27 protein-coding genes and 1 pseudogene are annotated in these 15,596 nt (G+C 42.0%); 1 reads left to right on the plus strand and 27 read right to left on the minus strand.

All coding sequences use genetic code 11. The features are described 5' to 3' along the window. Positions 1 to 162 precede the first annotated feature (162 nt). Entirely contained in the window at positions 163 to 1,335 is a 1,173-nt protein-coding gene (locus AC1PJ9_RS03910) for an acyl-CoA dehydrogenase family protein (RefSeq protein WP_311069731.1), read from the plus strand. Between the two features lie 49 nt (positions 1,336 to 1,384). On the opposite strand, the gene AC1PJ9_RS03915 is transcribed toward AC1PJ9_RS03910, so the two are convergent. The 27 genes and pseudogenes from AC1PJ9_RS03915 to rplD all read right to left on the minus strand — a co-directional run bounded on the left by AC1PJ9_RS03915 (position 1,385) and on the right by rplD (position 15,595). Beyond that, positions 1,385 to 2,875: a flavin-containing monooxygenase gene (locus AC1PJ9_RS03915; protein ID WP_174735283.1), complete on the minus strand. Its 1,491-nt coding sequence runs from the start codon at positions 2,873 to 2,875 to the stop codon at positions 1,385 to 1,387. Positions 2,876 to 3,055: 180 nt separating this feature from the next. Continuing rightward, entirely contained in the window at positions 3,056 to 3,433 is a 378-nt protein-coding gene (gene rplQ / locus AC1PJ9_RS03920) for a 50S ribosomal protein L17 (RefSeq protein WP_002049717.1), read from the minus strand. 18 nt (positions 3,434 to 3,451) lie between these two features. Next, positions 3,452 to 4,459, minus strand: coding sequence for a DNA-directed RNA polymerase subunit alpha (locus AC1PJ9_RS03925; RefSeq protein ID WP_004705386.1), 1,008 nt, complete (start codon positions 4,457 to 4,459; stop codon positions 3,452 to 3,454). A gap of 17 nt (positions 4,460 to 4,476) precedes the next feature. Then, positions 4,477 to 5,103, minus strand: coding sequence for a 30S ribosomal protein S4 (rpsD, locus tag AC1PJ9_RS03930; protein ID WP_002049716.1), 627 nt, complete (start codon positions 5,101 to 5,103; stop codon positions 4,477 to 4,479). A gap of 12 nt (positions 5,104 to 5,115) precedes the next feature. Then, entirely contained in the window at positions 5,116 to 5,502 is a 387-nt protein-coding gene (rpsK, locus tag AC1PJ9_RS03935; protein ID WP_001040166.1) for a 30S ribosomal protein S11, read from the minus strand. A gap of 19 nt (positions 5,503 to 5,521) precedes the next feature. Then, positions 5,522 to 5,878 (minus strand): 30S ribosomal protein S13, encoded by a 357-nt coding sequence (gene rpsM, locus AC1PJ9_RS03940; RefSeq protein ID WP_263614651.1) that lies wholly within the window; start codon positions 5,876 to 5,878, stop codon positions 5,522 to 5,524. A 106-nt stretch (positions 5,879 to 5,984) separates the two neighbouring features. After that, positions 5,985 to 6,101: a 50S ribosomal protein L36 gene (gene rpmJ / locus AC1PJ9_RS03945; protein ID WP_000867907.1), complete on the minus strand. Its 117-nt coding sequence runs from the start codon at positions 6,099 to 6,101 to the stop codon at positions 5,985 to 5,987. Between the two features lie 20 nt (positions 6,102 to 6,121). Next, on the minus strand, positions 6,122 to 7,441 hold the full coding sequence (secY, locus tag AC1PJ9_RS03950; RefSeq protein ID WP_191001672.1) for a preprotein translocase subunit SecY: 1,320 nt from the start codon (positions 7,439 to 7,441) through the stop codon (positions 6,122 to 6,124). Between the two features lie 45 nt (positions 7,442 to 7,486). Further along, positions 7,487 to 7,927, minus strand: a complete 441-nt coding sequence (rplO, locus tag AC1PJ9_RS03955; RefSeq protein ID WP_002049750.1) for a 50S ribosomal protein L15 — start codon at positions 7,925 to 7,927, stop codon at positions 7,487 to 7,489. 3 nt (positions 7,928 to 7,930) lie between these two features. Beyond that, a complete protein-coding gene (gene rpmD / locus AC1PJ9_RS03960) occupies positions 7,931 to 8,107 on the minus strand; it encodes a 50S ribosomal protein L30 (protein WP_000849088.1) in 177 nt (58 codons plus the stop codon). A 6-nt stretch (positions 8,108 to 8,113) separates the two neighbouring features. Beyond that, a complete protein-coding gene (rpsE, locus tag AC1PJ9_RS03965) occupies positions 8,114 to 8,611 on the minus strand; it encodes a 30S ribosomal protein S5 (RefSeq protein WP_001141025.1) in 498 nt (165 codons plus the stop codon). 2 nt (positions 8,612 to 8,613) lie between these two features. Continuing rightward, on the minus strand, positions 8,614 to 8,964 hold the full coding sequence (rplR, locus tag AC1PJ9_RS03970) for a 50S ribosomal protein L18 (RefSeq protein ID WP_002049741.1): 351 nt from the start codon (positions 8,962 to 8,964) through the stop codon (positions 8,614 to 8,616). A gap of 14 nt (positions 8,965 to 8,978) precedes the next feature. Continuing rightward, on the minus strand, positions 8,979 to 9,512 hold the full coding sequence (gene rplF, locus AC1PJ9_RS03975) for a 50S ribosomal protein L6 (protein ID WP_004705382.1): 534 nt from the start codon (positions 9,510 to 9,512) through the stop codon (positions 8,979 to 8,981). A gap of 13 nt (positions 9,513 to 9,525) precedes the next feature. After that, complete coding sequence (rpsH, locus tag AC1PJ9_RS03980; RefSeq protein ID WP_002049732.1) at positions 9,526 to 9,921, minus strand: 30S ribosomal protein S8; 396 nt, start codon at positions 9,919 to 9,921, stop codon at positions 9,526 to 9,528. An 11-nt stretch (positions 9,922 to 9,932) separates the two neighbouring features. Next, positions 9,933 to 10,238 (minus strand): 30S ribosomal protein S14, encoded by a 306-nt coding sequence (gene rpsN, locus AC1PJ9_RS03985; RefSeq protein ID WP_002049689.1) that lies wholly within the window; start codon positions 10,236 to 10,238, stop codon positions 9,933 to 9,935. Between the two features lie 9 nt (positions 10,239 to 10,247). Then, a complete protein-coding gene (gene rplE / locus AC1PJ9_RS03990; RefSeq protein ID WP_044119300.1) occupies positions 10,248 to 10,784 on the minus strand; it encodes a 50S ribosomal protein L5 in 537 nt (178 codons plus the stop codon). A 15-nt stretch (positions 10,785 to 10,799) separates the two neighbouring features. After that, the gene (gene rplX, locus AC1PJ9_RS03995; RefSeq protein ID WP_002049703.1) at positions 10,800 to 11,117 is read right to left on the minus strand and encodes a 50S ribosomal protein L24; all 318 of its coding nucleotides are present in this window, start codon (positions 11,115 to 11,117) and stop codon (positions 10,800 to 10,802) included. 9 nt (positions 11,118 to 11,126) lie between these two features. Next, positions 11,127 to 11,495 carry a 50S ribosomal protein L14 gene (gene rplN, locus AC1PJ9_RS04000; protein WP_001982634.1) on the minus strand — a complete coding sequence of 123 codons (369 nt, stop codon included), beginning with the start codon at positions 11,493 to 11,495 and terminating at the stop codon, positions 11,127 to 11,129. Positions 11,496 to 11,587: 92 nt separating this feature from the next. After that, positions 11,588 to 11,845 carry a 30S ribosomal protein S17 gene (gene rpsQ, locus AC1PJ9_RS04005; protein ID WP_001291845.1) on the minus strand — a complete coding sequence of 86 codons (258 nt, stop codon included), beginning with the start codon at positions 11,843 to 11,845 and terminating at the stop codon, positions 11,588 to 11,590. Then, on the minus strand, positions 11,842 to 12,039 hold the full coding sequence (rpmC, locus tag AC1PJ9_RS04010; protein WP_000849928.1) for a 50S ribosomal protein L29: 198 nt from the start codon (positions 12,037 to 12,039) through the stop codon (positions 11,842 to 11,844). Before rpmC ends, rpsQ begins: the two co-directional genes overlap by 4 nt. Continuing rightward, on the minus strand, positions 12,039 to 12,452 hold the full coding sequence (gene rplP / locus AC1PJ9_RS04015; RefSeq protein ID WP_002049688.1) for a 50S ribosomal protein L16: 414 nt from the start codon (positions 12,450 to 12,452) through the stop codon (positions 12,039 to 12,041). The genes rpmC and rplP overlap by 1 nt, the downstream gene beginning before the upstream one ends. Further along, positions 12,392 to 13,208: pseudogene (rpsC, locus tag AC1PJ9_RS04020) on the minus strand (30S ribosomal protein S3). The gene rplP and the pseudogene rpsC overlap by 61 nt, the downstream one beginning before the upstream one ends. A gap of 1 nt (position 13,209) precedes the next feature. Further along, positions 13,210 to 13,539 carry a 50S ribosomal protein L22 gene (gene rplV / locus AC1PJ9_RS04025; protein ID WP_001982638.1) on the minus strand — a complete coding sequence of 110 codons (330 nt, stop codon included), beginning with the start codon at positions 13,537 to 13,539 and terminating at the stop codon, positions 13,210 to 13,212. A gap of 11 nt (positions 13,540 to 13,550) precedes the next feature. Continuing rightward, a complete protein-coding gene (gene rpsS, locus AC1PJ9_RS04030) occupies positions 13,551 to 13,826 on the minus strand; it encodes a 30S ribosomal protein S19 (RefSeq protein ID WP_001138119.1) in 276 nt (91 codons plus the stop codon). Between the two features lie 13 nt (positions 13,827 to 13,839). After that, positions 13,840 to 14,664: a 50S ribosomal protein L2 gene (gene rplB, locus AC1PJ9_RS04035; RefSeq protein WP_002049686.1), complete on the minus strand. Its 825-nt coding sequence runs from the start codon at positions 14,662 to 14,664 to the stop codon at positions 13,840 to 13,842. 11 nt (positions 14,665 to 14,675) lie between these two features. Then, positions 14,676 to 14,996, minus strand: a complete 321-nt coding sequence (gene rplW, locus AC1PJ9_RS04040) for a 50S ribosomal protein L23 (RefSeq protein ID WP_002049693.1) — start codon at positions 14,994 to 14,996, stop codon at positions 14,676 to 14,678. Next, positions 14,993 to 15,595 (minus strand): 50S ribosomal protein L4, encoded by a 603-nt coding sequence (rplD, locus tag AC1PJ9_RS04045; protein WP_002049755.1) that lies wholly within the window; start codon positions 15,593 to 15,595, stop codon positions 14,993 to 14,995. The genes rplW and rplD overlap by 4 nt, the downstream gene beginning before the upstream one ends. Position 15,596 lies beyond the last annotated feature (1 nt).

Below are 15,596 nucleotides of genomic sequence, written 5' to 3' on the forward strand. Positions count from 1 at the left end.
CGCCTAGTTTACCTGATCACATAAGAAAGTTCGCTAAAAATATCAAATTGACCAAACTTATCACTTCATAGTTATAAATGAGCATTCATCACATTGTTAGACCTAGTGAGCTTCCCGTATTTTAGACTTATAACATCAAGCCCAAACCAAGGAAGAAATACAATGCAATCTGGTGCTATTCGTCCCATTCCAAATATGTTACCTCGCCATCTATTAAATGAAGAACATGAAGCTTTCCGAGAAACTGTACGCAAGTTTTATGAAAAAGAAGTGGTGCCAAATACTGAAAAATATGAGAAACAACAACATGTGGACCGAGATCTTTGGAATAAAGCGGGTGCGTTAGGTTTACTGTGCACAACCATGCCAGAACAATACGGTGGCTCAGGTGTAGACCGTCTATACAGTATGATTCTTATTGAAGAACAAGCCTATGCCATGGACTCAAGTACAGGTTTCTCGCTGCATTCCGATATTGTCGCCAACTATATCAATAACTTTGGAAATGAAGAACAAAAGCAAAAATGGCTCCCTAAGATGGCGACTGGTGAAACAGTGACCGCAATTGCCATGACAGAACCAGGAACGGGTTCAGATTTACAAGCTGTTCGAACAACAGCCGTTCTTGATGGCAATGAATATGTCATTAATGGTTCAAAAATATTTATTACCAATGGCTATTTGTGCGATATGGCCATCGTGGTCTGTAAAACAGGTAACAGCGATAAAGGCTCTGCCAATTTATCACTTATTATTGTGGAAGCTGACCGTGCCGGTTTTACTAAAGGTAAGCCACTCAACAAAATTGGCATGAAAGGTCAAGATACATGTGAACTCTTCTTCGATAACGTTCGTGTTCCTAAAGAAAATCTTTTAGGCATGGAAGGTATGGGCTTTATTATGCTCATGAAAGAATTAGCATGGGAGCGTATGTTGGTTGCAATTATCTGCCAAGCTGGTGCAGAAGCAGCATTTGCACATACTGTTCAATATACAAAAGATCGTAAAGCATTTGGCAAGCCAATTAGTGCTTTCCAGAATACACGCTTCAAACTAGCAGAATTACGTACAGAAATTGATTTCTGTCGTACCTATTTAGATCGTTGTATGGAATTACAACTTGATGAAAAATTAAGTGTCGAAGCTGCCGCTGCCGCAAAATATAAAATTTCTGATATGTTTTCAAAAGTGGTTGATGAATGTCTCCAATTACATGGAGGCTATGGTTACATGCTGGAATATCCAATTGCTCGTGCTTATATTGATCACCGAGCAAACCGTATTTATGCAGGCACCAATGAAATTATGAAAGAGTTAATTTCCAGAACACTTTAATACCATACATAAAAAAGGAGGCCATCTGCCTCCTTTTTCATTTCAGACCTTAAGACACTAGCTTTGGCTTACGTGTATTTACATCTGAATGTTTATGAAAATGAAGAATACCATCATCGAACTTAGCATTTTGTAATGACTTTCTATCTTCAAGATAGTTATTGGTTACTTGCCATGGAGCATGCTTACCTTGCTTTGGAAGCTCATGAGCTGCACGACTAATATAGCCAGAAGATAGTTTACCCATCACAGTATCTTCTTCCATTTCATTTTTATTACCCGCTGGAATAACTTCGTCATAGTTATTCTTGTCCATATAGTTTAATAGACGGGAAATATAATCAGCTGCAATATCAACTTTTAATGTCCAAGATGCATTCACATAGCCAATAATCATGGCCATATTTGGAATATCACTTAGCATAATGCCATTGTAAAGCATATGTTCTGAGGAGTTGATTGGCTTACCATCAACTTTAGCTTGAACACCACCCATAATTTGGACTTGTAAACCAGTTGCAGATACTATGATATCGGCATCAAGGTGTTTACCAGACTTTAATTGAATACCAGTCTCTGTAAATTTCTCAATCTGATCAGTTTCAACACTCGCCTTACCTTCACGAAGAATCTTAAATAGATCACCATCAGGTACTACACATAAACGCTGATCCCAAGGATTATAAGAAGGCGTAAAGTGTTTCATATCTACTTTACCCTTAAGCTGCATTTCAATTGCTTTTAAGAGTAAACGACGAACTGTTTTAGGATGCTTCTGAGACAATGCATAAATTGCGCGTTGCATACCAATATTACGAGCACGGGTAAATTTGTAAGCCGCTTCTTCAGACATAAATCTACGAGTCTTTTCATAGATGAAGTCAATAGAAGGAACAGTTGCAATATACGTCGGCGAACGTTGTAACATCGTCACATGACCTGCTCCACCTTTTGACATTGCAGGAACCAGAGTAATTGCAGTAGCTCCACTACCAATAATTACTACTTTCTTACCTGTATAGTCTAAGTTTTCTGGCCAATGTTGCGGATGAATAAGTTGACCTTTGAAAGCTTCTTGATTTGGGAAAGTCGGCGCATAGCCTTGATCATAATTATAATAACCTGTACAACCTACAACAAAGTTAGCTACCCAAGTCTGCTGTTTTTTATTGCTATCTTCGACAACAACATTCCACTTCTTAGATGAAGAATCATAATTTGCAGAGAGTACTCGATGACCAAAGTGAATTTTTTCCTTTAACTTAAACTCATCAATCACTTCACCTAAATACCCTTTAATAGAAGCACCATCAGCCAATACATTTGCTTTACGCCATGGTTTAAAGTTAAAACCAAAAGTAGACATATCAGAATCTGAACGAATACCAGGATAACGGAAAAGATCCCAAGTCCCGCCAAAGGATTCACGACGTTCTAAAATCTCAAACTGACGTTGCGGAGAATTTTTAGATAAATGGGCAGCAACTCCGATTCCTGAAATGCCTGCACCAATGATTAAAATATCAACTTGCTTTTCCATTTTATTTTTATACCCATTGTTGAGAATATGACTTTATTAAAACACAATTTTGACAATACACAATGTCAAGTTTGACCGTTTATCCGTTTTTTTATGTCACTTGAGGACATTTTTTTATTTTATAATTTTCAGAAAATAAAAAAGACCGGCATAAAGCCGGTCTTTTCCGAATAATATCAATTATTCAGCTGAAGTGTTAACTTCACGATCTACAAGCTCAACGTAAGCCATCGGTGCTGCATCACCAGCACGGAAGCCCGCTTTAAGAACACGTAGATAACCGCCGTTACGTTCTTTGTAACGAGGGCCGAGTACGGTAAATAATTTACCTACAGTTGCAGCATTACGAGTACGAGCAAATGCTAAACGACGATTTGCTACAGTATCGTTTTTTGCTAGAGTGATTAAAGGCTCAGCAACACGACGTAATTCTTTAGCTTTAGGCACAGTTGTTTTGATCAACTCGTGTTCAAATAAAGAATTAGCCAAGTTTTGGAACATCGCTTTACGATGGCTGCTTGTACGGCCTAATTTCACACCACTATTACGATGACGCATGGTGATAGTCCTACTTAATTAACGGCTACGATAGGCAAAACGGTCGTCCATACGAAGACTAGCTGGTGGCCAGTTTTCAAGACGCATACCGAGTTGTAAGCCTTTCGATGCCAAAACATCTTTGATCTCTGTTAACGATTTTTTACCAAGGTTAGGAGTTTTTAACAACTCAACTTCAGTACGTTGAACGAGATCACCAATGTAGTAAATATTTTCTGCTTTCAAACAGTTAGCAGAACGAACAGTAAGCTCTAGATCATCTACTGGGCGAAGCAAGATTGGGTCAACTTCTTCACGAGGTTCTTGAGCAACTGGAGTTTGGTCTTTCTGAAGATCAACAAAAATTGCAATTTGTTGTTGCAAGATTGTTGCCGCTTTGCGGATTGCTTCTTCAGGATCAACCGTTCCATTTGTTTCAAGATCGATTACCAGTTTATCTAAATCGGTACGTTGTTCAACACGCGCATTTTCAACGGTGTAAGAAACACGTTTAATTGGGCTATAAGAAGCATCTAATTGTAAACGACCTACAGGACGTGTTTCACCTTCAGGGAAACGAGAATCAGAAGTTTCATAACCACGACCTTGAGAAACTTTCAAGCGCATTTTTAATGAACCTGAAGCACTCAAAGTACCGATTAAATGATCTGGGTTAACCACTTCAACATTATGAGGTAAACGAAGGTCAGCAGCAGTAATATCGCCAGGACCTTGTTTTTCTAATGTTAAATAAGCTTCATTTTGATCGAACAGCTTAATAGACAATCCTTTTAGGTTCAGCAAGAGCTCGACGATGTCCTGCTGCAAGCCTTCTAAAGTACTGTACTCGTGCTCGACACCTTCTATCTCTACTTCAACCACAGCAGCGCCAGGTAAAGAAGACAATAGAATGCGACGTAAAGCATTACCAAGAGTGTGGCCAAAACCACGCTCTAAAGGTTCTAGAATCACTTTTGCCGAGGTCCCGCTAACCGCTTCGACCTTGATCGCTTGCGGAGTTAGAAACTCGTTTGCAGTACGCGTCATTATTGCTACCTCAAGGATTATTTAGAATACAATTCTACAATCAAGCTTTCGTTGATTTCAGCAGGTAAATCAGAACGATCTGGTGCAGCTTTAAACGTACCTTCAAGTTTAGAATGATCAACATCAATCCAAGCTGGAATACCACGTTGAGCAGCTAATTCAATCGCGTTTTTGATACGCAATTGTTGTTTAGCACCTTCGTGAACCGCAATTACATCACCCGCTTTAACTTGAATAGATGCGATGTTTACACGACGACCATTCAAAGTAATGCTACGGTGACTTACTAACTGACGAGCTTCTGCACGTGTAGAACCAAAACCCATGCGATAAACAACGTTATCAAGACGGCTTTCAAGCAATTTCAACAAGTTCTCACCAGTTGCGCCTTTAACACGAGCTGCTTCTTTATAGTAGTTACTAAATTGACGCTCTAACACACCGTAAATACGACGGACTTTTTGTTTTTCACGTAATTGTAGTGAATACTCAGATTGCTTACCACCGCGAGCCTGACCATGTTGACCAGGTGCTTTGTTAGCTTTTTTAGTTTTGACGTCAAATGGTTTAACGCCAGATTTAAGTTGCAGGTCTGTCCCTTCGCGGCGAGAGAGTTTGCATTTTGGACCAATATAACGAGCCATGAATGTTTCTCCTTACACGCGACGTTTTTTAGGTGGACGGCAACCGTTGTGAGGAATTGGAGTCACATCGGTAATGCTGTTAATCTTATAACCCACTGCGCCTAATGCACGAACCGCAGACTCACGACCTGGACCAGGACCTTTTACAAGGACGTCTAGGTTTTTCAAACCGTAATCTAAAGCTGCTTTACCAGCAACTTCAGCAGCTACCTGAGCAGCAAACGGAGTTGATTTACGTGAACCACGGAAGCCTTGTCCACCTGAGGTGGCCCAAGCCAATGCATTACCTTGACGATCGGTAATCGTAACAATGGTGTTATTAAAAGACGCGTGAATGTGTGCAACACCTTCAGAGACGGTACGAGTGACCTTCTTGCGTGTGCGAGTATCTTTAGCCATCTTTTAGCTTCCAGAAATCTTACTTTTTAATCGGTTTGCGCGGACCTTTACGGGTACGTGCGTTAGTTTTGGTGCGTTGACCACGGACAGGCAAGCTGCGACGATGACGAAGGCCACGATAGCAACCTAAATCCATTAAACGTTTAATGTTCATGGAAATTTCGCGACGTAAGTCACCTTCGGTAGGAACCTTAGCAACTTCTGCACGAATCGCATCAAGCTGTGCATCGTCCAACTCACGGATCTTAGTAGTCTCAGTAATACCAACTGAAGCTAAGATATTCTTAGCAGTGTGGCGACCGATACCAAAGATATAAGTGAGGGAGATAACAGCATGCTTGTTATCCGGAATGTTTACACCGGCAATACGAGCCATTCACTTTCTCCAAAAAGGCAGTAGAGATAATCAACCGCCCCACAAAAATCTTGAGGGGCGGATATTAACCCAATTCGCCTACTGAAATCAACAGGTCTTGATTAGATTAACCTTGACGCTGCTTATGACGAGGTTCTGCGCTACAAATCACGCGAATAACCCCATTACGACGGATAACTTTACAGCTACCACAAATTTTCTTTACAGAAGCTTGTACTTTCATGATGAAACCTCTAAGTGCGCTTATCCCTTAGGATGAGCAGTCGTTTTTCTCATTAATGTTTGATTGTCATATTGATGAGATGTTAAATGCGCTTGTAGCTGAGCCATAAAGTCCATAACAACAACTACTACGATCAGTAATGAGGTACCACCCAAGTAGAATGGAATACCAAAAGAACTTTGTAGAATCATTGGCATCAAACAAATGACTGTAATATAAATCGCACCAATAAACGTCAAACGATTAAGAATATGATCTAAGTAACGAGCAGTTTGCTCACCTGGGCGAATACCAGGCACATAAGCTCCGCTGCGTTTTAGATTTTCTGATACTTCCTTAGGGCTAAATACTAAAGCCGTATAAAAGTAACAGAAAAAGATAATTAACGCACCAAAGAGCACCAAATACAAAGGCTGTCCAGGCGACAATACCAAAGCTAAATCTTGTAAGCTACGTTTAATTAAACCAGCACTCGGATCTGCACTACCTACCCATTGACCAAGACTTGCTGGGAACAATAGTAAAGAGCTTGCAAAAATCGCAGGAATCACACCAGCCATATTAATTTTTAATGGTAGATGTGTTTGCTGAGCTGTAAATATACGACGACCTTGCTGCTTCTGCGCATAGTTTACTGGAATACGACGCTGTGCTTTTTCAATAAACACAATCGCAGCCAATACACCAAGAGACAAAAGACCAAAGATAACAAGACCAATTAAACTTGTTTGACCATTATCTACAGATGACACTGATTGCATAATTAACTTAGGCAAACCAGCTACAATACCTGCAAAAATAATCATTGAGATACCATTACCGATACCTCTTTCAGTGATTTGTTCACCTAACCACATTAAGAACATAGTTCCAGCGATAAGTGACGTAACTGCAGGGATATAGAATGCAAGTCCTGTAGACAGAGTAATACCCTGACCAATAAGGCCTGCACACATACCTACTGCCTGAACCACTGCAAGTAGTAATGTACCTTGACGCGTATATTGATTAATTTTTCGCTTCCCTTGCTCTCCTTCCTTTTTCAAGGCTTCAAGAGAAGGAATCACCGTTGACATTAACTGCACAATAATTGATGCAGAAATATAAGGCATGATCCCTAAAGCAAGAATCGACATTCGCTCTAAAGCACCGCCAGAAAACATATTGAATAGCCCAAGAATAGTTCCTTGGTTTGCATGAAATAAATTTTCTAACGCAGCATTATTAATGCCTGGTACTGGAATATGCGCTCCTAGTCGAAAGACCAGCAATGCACCGATTAGAAAACTCATCCGGCGAATAATTTCACGGTATTTCACATGAAATGGCTGACCTTTCATCATGTTGACATGACCTGAAGAACTAGGAGACATAGACACTCGAGATTACTCCTCGACTTTACCGCCAGCTGCTTCAATTGCAGCTTTAGCGCCTTTAGTCAATGCAACACCTTGAACAGTGAATGCACGAGTGATTTCACCAGAAAGCACGATACGAGCACGAATTTGATCGCGACGAACAACATTCGCAGCTTTTAAAGTTTCAAGGCTAACGATGTCGCCTTCCACTTTAGTTAACTCAGACAAACGTACTTCAGCAGTTTTTAAAGCGATTTGGCTAGTGAAACCGAATTTAGGTAAACGACGATAAATCGCTGTTTGACCGCCTTCGAAACCTGGACGAACGCCACCACTTTTACGTGATTTTTGACCTTTGACACCACGGCCACCAGTCTTACCAACGCCAGAACCGATACCACGGCCTAAACGACGGTGTTCACGTTTTGCACCTTCTGCAGGTGCAAGCTCATTTAAACGCAGAGTCATGGCTTATTCCTCTACACTAACCATATAGTAGACTTTGTTGATCATACCGCGGTTAGAAGGCGTATCTTGCACTTCTACAGTATGACCAATACGACGCAGACCTAAACCTTGTAAGCAAAGCTTGTGATTTTTCAAGCGATGTGAAGAAGATTTAGTCTGGGTAACTTTAATCGTTTTCATGATTGATTACCCTTGAATTTCTTCTACTGATTTACCACGTTTCGCAGCGACTTTCTCAGGAGAAGTCATATCACGCAAACCTTTAAAAGTTGCGTTTACTACGTTAGCAGCATTTGTAGAACCATAACATTTAGCAAGTACGTTATGTACACCTGCAGCTTCAAGAACGGCACGCATTGCACCACCAGCGATTACGCCAGTACCTTCTGAAGCAGGTTGCATGTATACACGGCTTGCACCATGACGAGCATTCACAGGGTGTTGTAAAGTAGTACCAGCAAGGTCTACAGTGATCATGTTGCGACGAGCAGCTTCAAGTGCTTTAGAAATAGCAGCAGGAACTTCACGTGCTTTACCACGACCAAAACCAACACGACCATTACCATCACCCACAACAGTTAATGCTGTGAAAGAGAAGATACGACCGCCCTTAACAACTTTGGCTACACGATCAACGGCAACCAGCTTTTCAACAAGACCTTCGTTTTGTTCAACTTTAGCCATGATTAGAACTCCAAGCCGTTTTCACGAGCAGCATCAGCCAAGGCTTTGATACGACCATGATATTTAAAACCAGAACGGTCAAATGCAACTTTAGTTACACCAGCTGCTTTCGCGCGTTCTGCGATTAAAGCACCTACTTTAGTAGCCGCGTCTACATTACCTGTAGTACCGCTACGTAAAGATGCATCCAAAGTTGAAGCTTGCGCTAAAACTTTGCCACCATCTGCTGAAATAACTTGAGCATAGATGTGACGCGGAGTGCGGTTTACACACAAACGAGTCGCACCCAATGCACGAATGTGCAAGCGTGTGCTTTTCGCACGACGCAAACGGGATTGTTTCTTTTCGTTCATAAGAACCTCGCGCCTTATTTCTTCTTAGCTTCTTTACGAAGAATGACTTCATCCGAATAACGAACACCTTTACCTTTATATGGTTCAGGAGCACGGTATGCACGGATTTCTGCCGCTACTTGACCTAACAACTGCTTGTTTGCTGATTTCAAAATGATTTCAGTAGCAGTTGGAGTTTCCGCTGTTACACCTTCTGGTAAAGCGTAGTCAATTGGGTGTGAGTAACCAAGGTTAAGGTTTACAACAGTACCTTTAACCGCAGCTTTATAACCAACACCAACTAGCTGCAACTTACGTTCGAAGCCTTCGCTAACACCTTTTACAAGGTTGTTCAATACAGCGCGAGCAGTACCAGCTTGCATCCAAGCATCTTTCGATTCTTTAACTGGAGCAAGTTGAAGTTTACCTTCTTCCTGTTTTAGCTCGACCAGCGCATGCAGGTTGAAAGACAATGTACCTTTAGTGCCTTTCACTTCGACCTGCCGGCCGTTCTGAGTAACTGCTACACCATTAGGTACAGTTACTGGGGCTTTAGCCACACGAGACATGAGGAATCACCTATTAAGAAACAAAAGCAATAACTTCACCACCAACGCCCGCAGCACGTGCAGCGCGATCAGTCATGATGCCTTTGCTTGTAGAAACAATTGCAATACCTAAACCTTGCTTAACGCTTGGAAGTTTATCTTTACCACGGTATTGGCGAAGACCTGGACGGCTTACGCGCTTAACCATTTCGATAACTGGTTTGCCTTCGAAATATTTTAAAGTAATTGTCAAAGTAGATTTTGTCTCTTCTTGAGCAACTTCTACATTTGAAATATAACCTTCTTGTTGAAGTACGTTTGCAATTGCAACTTTCAACTTAGAAGAAGGCATAGAAACAGTTTGTTTCTTAGCCATTTGTGCGTTACGAACACGTGTTAGCATGTCGGCAACGGTATCTTGCATACTCATTTAGTCGCTCCTTACCAGCTTGCCTTAACAACGCCTGGTACATCACCCTGCATTACTGTGTCACGTAATTTGTTACGGCTTAAACCGAACTTACGGAAGTAACCATGAGGACGACCAGTTAAACCACAACGGTTACGAAGACGTACCGGAGATGCATTACGTGGCAATGCTTGTAACTTTAACATCGCTTCGAAACGCTCTTCTTCACTTGCATTTACGTTTGCAATCGTAGCTTTTAATTCAGCACGTTTTGCAGCGTATTTAGCAACTGTTTTTTCGCGTTTCAATTCGCGATTAATCATACCTTTCTTAGCCATATCGACCTCTTATTTGAACGGGAAGCCGAATGCACGCATAAGCGCACGGCCTTCGTCATCGGTGCGAGCAGTCGTAGTAATAGTAATATCCATACCACGAATACGATCAATCTTGTCGAAATCGATTTCAGGGAAAACGATTTGCTCTTTCAAACCCATTGAATAGTTACCACGACCATCAAATGATTTCGAAGAGAAACCACGGAAGTCACGGATACGAGGGATTGCGATTGAGATCAAACGGTCCAAGAATTCGTACATTTGGTCGCCACGTAAAGTAACTTTACAACCAATTGGCCAACCATCACGGATTTTGAAACCTGCGATAGATTTACGAGCAAGTGTAATTACTGGTTTTTGACCAGCAATTAATTGCATGTCGACTACAGCGCCATCTAATAATTTCTTATCAGTTGCAGCTGCGCCTACACCCATGTTTAGGGTAATTTTTGTGATGCGTGGAATTTCCATCACGTTCTTAATGCTAAGTTCTTCTTGTAACTTTGCTTTAAGTTCATCGTTGTAACGTGCTTTAAGTCTGGCCATTGCCTTTTCAACCTATTACTTCGCTACCGCCACTGATTCACCATTTGATTTATAAACGCGAGTTTTCACGCCATCAATCACTTGGTAACCAACACGGTCAGCCTTCTGGGTTGTAGCATTTAAAATTGCCACGTTTGAAATATGAAGCGAAGCTTCTTGAGTAACTACACCGCCTTCAGCGCCAGTTACACGGTTAGGCTTTTGATGCTTCTTCACTAAGTTAAGGCCTTCAACCTTAACGCGGTCTTCAGAAACAGACAATACAGTACCCTGTTTGCCTTTTTCTTTACCTGCGATCACGATAACTTGATCGCCTTTTTTAATCTTAGCCATGATTGCCTCTTATAGAACTTCAGGAGCCAATGAAATGATTTTCATGAACTGTTCAGTACGAAGTTCACGAGTCACTGGTCCGAAGATACGAGTAGCAATCGGAGCTTTGTTGTTGTTCAAGATAACTGCAGCATTATCATCAAAACGGATCACAGAACCATCTGGACGACGAATGCCGAATTTAGTACGAACTACAACCGCATTCATCACGTCACCTTTTTTAACACGTGCGCGTGGGATTGCTTCTTTTACAGTAACTTTAATAATGTCGCCAACAGAAGCATAACGACGATGTGAACCACCAAGTACTTTAATACATTGTACGCGGCGAGCACCACTGTTGTCTGCTACGTCGAGCATAGTTTCGGTTTGAATCATTGCCCTACTCCAAAACCGAGCATCACCGGTCACAATTTCGAAAGGCTCAAAGAGTACTCGAAATTGACCGATGATGCAACAAGAACGTCGAATTACTCAGCAGCTGCTTCAACTACTTCCACTAAAGTCCAAGCTTTAGTTTTAGAAATTGGGCGGCTTTCTTTAATGGTTACAACATCGCCAATTTTAGCAACATTGTTCTCATCATGAGCGTGTAACTTAGTTGAACGGCGAATTGACTTGCCATACAACGGGTGTTGAACGCGGCGTTCAATAAGAACAACAATAGATTTATCCATTTTGTCACTTACGACTTTGCCGGTTAACGTGCGGACTGTTTTTTCACTCATTGTCCGTTCCCCTGTTTTTCGGTAAGGAGTGTCTTAATACGAGCAATTGTCTTACGAGCAACTTGCACTTCGTGCGATTTACCCAACTGACCAGTTGCTTTCGCCATACGAAGACGGAATTGGTTAAGCTGTTGCTCATCAAGCAAAGCTTTCAACTCTTCTACCGATTTTTCACGTAGATCTTTAGTTTTCATTACATTACCGTCCGAGTCACGATAGTGGTTTTAAACGGAAGTTTAGCAGCAGCTAAAGCAAATGCTTCACGCGCTAATTCTTCGTTCACACCTTCAATTTCGTACAGGATCTTACCTGGTTGGATCTGGCAAACCCAGTATTCCACGCTACCCTTACCTTTACCCATACGCACTTCAAGAGGCTTTTGAGTAATTGGTTTATCCGGGAATACGCGAATAAAGATTTTACCACCACGCTTAATACGGCGGCTAATAGTACGACGTGCAGCTTCAATCTGACGCGCAGTCATACGACCACGTTCAGTTGCTTTAATTGCAATCGAACCAAATGATACTGTACTACCACGATGCGCTAGACCAGTGTTACGGCCTTTGTGCACTTTACGGAATTTGGTACGTTTAGGTTGCAACATGGATTATTCTCCCTTGTCAGCAGCACGGTCACCGCGACGACCACGACGCTCTTGACCTTCACCACGACCACGACCACGTTTAGCTGGACGATCTTCAGCAGGAGCAGGGTTCATGACTTGTTTCATGCCACCTAAGATCTCGCCACGGAAAATCCAAACTTTAACACCAATCGTACCGTAAGTTGTTTCTGCACGCATAGTTGCATAGTCAATGTCTGCACGTAACGTATGCAAAGGTACACGACCTTCACGATACCATTCTGTACGAGCAATCTCTGCACCACCTAAACGGCCAGACACTTCAACTTTGATACCTTTAGCACCAGCACGCATAGTGTTTTGAACCGCACGCTTCATAGCACGACGGAACATAACACGCTTTTCTAATTGAGAAGCAATTGCTTCAGCAACTAAACGCGCATCTAAGTCTGGGCGATCAATTTCGTTGATACTTACTTGCGCTGGAACACCCATAATGCTGGTAAGTTCGCGCTGTAATTTCTCAATATCTTCGCCTTTTTTACCGATTACGATACCAGGACGAGCTGTGCTAATAGTTACTTTAGCAGCGCCTGATGGACGTTCGATAAGAATATTGCTTACCATCGCATTCTTAAGTTTTTTAGTTAAAAACTCACGAACTTGAAGATCTTTAAGCAAGTATTCAGCGTATTGTTTCGGATTCGCATACCAGTTAGCGTTATGACGTTTCACAACACCTAGGCGGATACCGATTGGATGAACCTTCTGACCCATATCAAACCCCTACCTTAACGGTGATGTGACAAGTACGCTTAGTAATACGATCTGCACGGCCTTTAGCACGTGGCATAATACGTTTAAGGCTCATGCCTTCATCAACGTAAATCGTAGAAACTTTAAGATCGTCAACATCTAAACTGTTATTGTGTTCAGCGTTTGCAATCGCAGATTCCAATGCTTTCTTTACTAAAACAGCAGCTTTTTTATTGCTGAAGTTTAAGATGTTTAAAGCATGCGCAACAGATTTGCCGCGAATAAGATCTGCAACCAAACGTGCTTTTTGTGCCGAGATAGCGGCACCGCGTAATTTAGCAGTTACTTCCATCATGACACCTATTAACGTTTAGATTTCTTGTCAACACCGTGACCACGATAGGTACGAGTTGGCGCGAATTCACCGAGTTTATGACCAACCATATGCTCAGTAACAATTACTGGAACGTGATTACGACCATTATGAACAGAGATTGTTAAACCAACAAAATCTGGAAGGATCATCGAACGACGAGACCAAGTTTTGATCGGCTTGCGAGAGTTACTAGCAACAGCCGCTTCAACCTTAGCGAACAAGTGCGCATCGACGAATGGGCCTTTTTTCAGAGAACGAGGCATTAGTCAGATTCCTTTACTTGACGCGACGGTCGCGAATAATCATCTTAGTCGTACGCTTATTGGTACGTGTCTTGTACCCTTTAGCTTTTTGACCCCATGGGCTTACAGGTTGAATACCTTTGTTACGCCCTTCACCACCACCGTGTGGGTGGTCAATCGGGTTCATCGCCATACCACGTACGGTAGGACGAACACCACGCCAGCGTGAAGCACCAGCTTTACCCAATGAACGAAGGTTGTTTTCTTGGTTAGAAACTTCACCAATTACAGCGCGGCATTCAACGTGTACTTTACGCATTTCGCCTGAACGAAGACGAATAATCGCGTAAGAACCATCACGACCCAACAACTGAACAGAAGCACCAGCAGAACGCGCTAATTGCGCACCCTTACCAATTTTAAGTTCAACGTTATGAAGTGTAGAACCGATCGGCATATTACGAAGTGGCAAGCAGTTACCTGGACGAATTGGAGCATCGTTACCAGATTGTACTTTATCACCAGCACGTAAACCTTTAGGTGCAATGATATAACGACGCTCACCATCAGCATATTTCAATAAAGCAATATGTGCTGTACGGTTTGGATCGTATTCAATACGCTCTACAACAGCTGGGATGCTGTCTTTGTTACGTTTGAAGTCAACGATACGGTAGTGTTGTTTATGACCACCACCAACGTGACGAGTAGTAATGTGACCGTTGTTATTACGACCACCAGTACGTTTTTTAGCTTCAACCAACGGTGCGTAAGGAGCGCCTTTGTGAAGATGGTCATGAACCACTTTCTCTACAAAGCGACGTCCTGGAGACGTTGGCTTACATTTTTGAATCGGCATAATTTTCGTCCTTATTCCGCTGCGCTTTCAGCGGTATCGCCCAAGTCAGCCATTTCAACATCTTGGCCGGCTTTCAGGGTGACGTATGCTTTTTTAACATCAGAACGACGTCCTAATGTACGACCAAAGCGCTTAGTCTTACCTTTAGTAATAGTTGTGTTAACTTTAACAACTTCTACACCAAAAAGTTTTTCAACTGCTTTTTTGATTTCAAGCTTAGTAGCATTAATGTCTACTTTAAATACTTGAACACCAACAGTATCACCTAAAACTTGTGCCTTTTCTGAGAAGACTGGTCCTTTAAGGACTTGATAGATACGTTCGTTGTTCATCCGAGTTCTACCTCAATTTTCTTAGCAGCAGCTACAGACATCACAACTTTATCAAACGCGATCAAGCTTACAGGATCGATTGCAGTTGCATCTACCACATCTACATGCGGAAGGTTGCGTGCTGCAAGATATAAGTTCTCATCTACAGCGTCAGTAACGATTAATGCACGAGCAGCATTTAAGTCGTTAAGTTTTGCAAGCAATTCTTTAGTTTTTGGAGCTGCAACAGCAAACTCTTCAACTAATACAAGGCGATCTTGGCGAACAAGTTCAGCTAAGATACATTGCATTGCACCGCGGTACATCTTACGGTTTACTTTTTGAGACCAATCTTGTGGACGAGCAGCAAAAGTTTTACCACCACCAACCCAGATAGGGCTACGAATAGAACCCGCACGAGCACGACCAGTACCTTTTTGACGGAATGGTTTTTTACCACCGCCAGAAACGTCTGCACGCGATTTTTGAGCACGAGTACCTTGACGACCACCTGCTAAGTAAGCAGTAACAACTTGGTGTACAAGAGCCTCGTTAAATTCACGTCCGAAAGCAACTTCAGACAATTCAACAGCAGAGCCGGAAACAGTTTTCAAATTCACG

Source organism: Acinetobacter sp. 70_2 (assembly GCF_056736115.1).

What these genes read in the sequence shown, in the direction of transcription:
- AC1PJ9_RS03925 (WP_004705386.1), bottom strand. Translation starts at nt 4,459, where the DNA reads ATGACGCGTACTGCAAACGAGTTTCTAACTCCGCAAGCGATCAAGGTC.
- AC1PJ9_RS03910 (WP_311069731.1), top strand. Translation starts at nt 163, where the DNA reads ATGCAATCTGGTGCTATTCGTCCCATTCCAAATATGTTACCTCGCCAT.
- rplB (WP_002049686.1), bottom strand. Translation starts at nt 14,664, where the DNA reads ATGCCGATTCAAAAATGTAAGCCAACGTCTCCAGGACGTCGCTTTGTA.
- rpsE (WP_001141025.1), bottom strand. Translation starts at nt 8,611, where the DNA reads ATGGCTAAAGTTGAACAAAACGAAGGTCTTGTTGAAAAGCTGGTTGCC.
- rplQ (WP_002049717.1), bottom strand. Translation starts at nt 3,433, where the DNA reads ATGCGTCATCGTAATAGTGGTGTGAAATTAGGCCGTACAAGCAGCCAT.
- rpsM (WP_263614651.1), bottom strand. Translation starts at nt 5,878, where the DNA reads ATGGCTCGTATTGCCGGTGTAAACATTCCGGATAACAAGCATGCTGTT.
- rpsH (WP_002049732.1), bottom strand. Translation starts at nt 9,921, where the DNA reads ATGAGTATGCAAGATACCGTTGCCGACATGCTAACACGTGTTCGTAAC.
- rplP (WP_002049688.1), bottom strand. Translation starts at nt 12,452, where the DNA reads ATGTTGCAACCTAAACGTACCAAATTCCGTAAAGTGCACAAAGGCCGT.
- rplO (WP_002049750.1), bottom strand. Translation starts at nt 7,927, where the DNA reads ATGACTCTGCGTTTAAATGAGCTTGCACCTGCAGAAGGTGCAAAACGT.
- rplE (WP_044119300.1), bottom strand. Translation starts at nt 10,784, where the DNA reads ATGGCCAGACTTAAAGCACGTTACAACGATGAACTTAAAGCAAAGTTA.
- rpmC (WP_000849928.1), bottom strand. Translation starts at nt 12,039, where the DNA reads ATGAAAACTAAAGATCTACGTGAAAAATCGGTAGAAGAGTTGAAAGCT.
- rpmJ (WP_000867907.1), bottom strand. Translation starts at nt 6,101, where the DNA reads ATGAAAGTACAAGCTTCTGTAAAGAAAATTTGTGGTAGCTGTAAAGTT.
- secY (WP_191001672.1), bottom strand. Translation starts at nt 7,441, where the DNA reads ATGAAAGGTCAGCCATTTCATGTGAAATACCGTGAAATTATTCGCCGG.
- rplW (WP_002049693.1), bottom strand. Translation starts at nt 14,996, where the DNA reads ATGAACAACGAACGTATCTATCAAGTCCTTAAAGGACCAGTCTTCTCA.
- rpmD (WP_000849088.1), bottom strand. Translation starts at nt 8,107, where the DNA reads ATGAAAACGATTAAAGTTACCCAGACTAAATCTTCTTCACATCGCTTG.
- rplF (WP_004705382.1), bottom strand. Translation starts at nt 9,512, where the DNA reads ATGTCTCGTGTGGCTAAAGCCCCAGTAACTGTACCTAATGGTGTAGCA.
- rplN (WP_001982634.1), bottom strand. Translation starts at nt 11,495, where the DNA reads ATGATTCAAACCGAAACTATGCTCGACGTAGCAGACAACAGTGGTGCT.
- rplX (WP_002049703.1), bottom strand. Translation starts at nt 11,117, where the DNA reads ATGGCTAAGATTAAAAAAGGCGATCAAGTTATCGTGATCGCAGGTAAA.
- rplV (WP_001982638.1), bottom strand. Translation starts at nt 13,539, where the DNA reads ATGGAAGTAACTGCTAAATTACGCGGTGCCGCTATCTCGGCACAAAAA.
- rpsD (WP_002049716.1), bottom strand. Translation starts at nt 5,103, where the DNA reads ATGGCTCGTTATATTGGTCCAAAATGCAAACTCTCTCGCCGCGAAGGG.
- rpsS (WP_001138119.1), bottom strand. Translation starts at nt 13,826, where the DNA reads ATGCCTCGTTCTCTGAAAAAAGGCCCATTCGTCGATGCGCACTTGTTC.
- rpsQ (WP_001291845.1), bottom strand. Translation starts at nt 11,845, where the DNA reads ATGAGTGAAAAAACAGTCCGCACGTTAACCGGCAAAGTCGTAAGTGAC.
- rplR (WP_002049741.1), bottom strand. Translation starts at nt 8,964, where the DNA reads ATGAACGAAAAGAAACAATCCCGTTTGCGTCGTGCGAAAAGCACACGC.
- rpsN (WP_002049689.1), bottom strand. Translation starts at nt 10,238, where the DNA reads ATGGCTAAGAAAGGTATGATTAATCGCGAATTGAAACGCGAAAAAACA.
- AC1PJ9_RS03915 (WP_174735283.1), bottom strand. Translation starts at nt 2,875, where the DNA reads ATGGAAAAGCAAGTTGATATTTTAATCATTGGTGCAGGCATTTCAGGA.
- rpsK (WP_001040166.1), bottom strand. Translation starts at nt 5,502, where the DNA reads ATGGCTAAAGATACTCGCACACGCAAGAAGGTCACTCGTACCGTCTCT.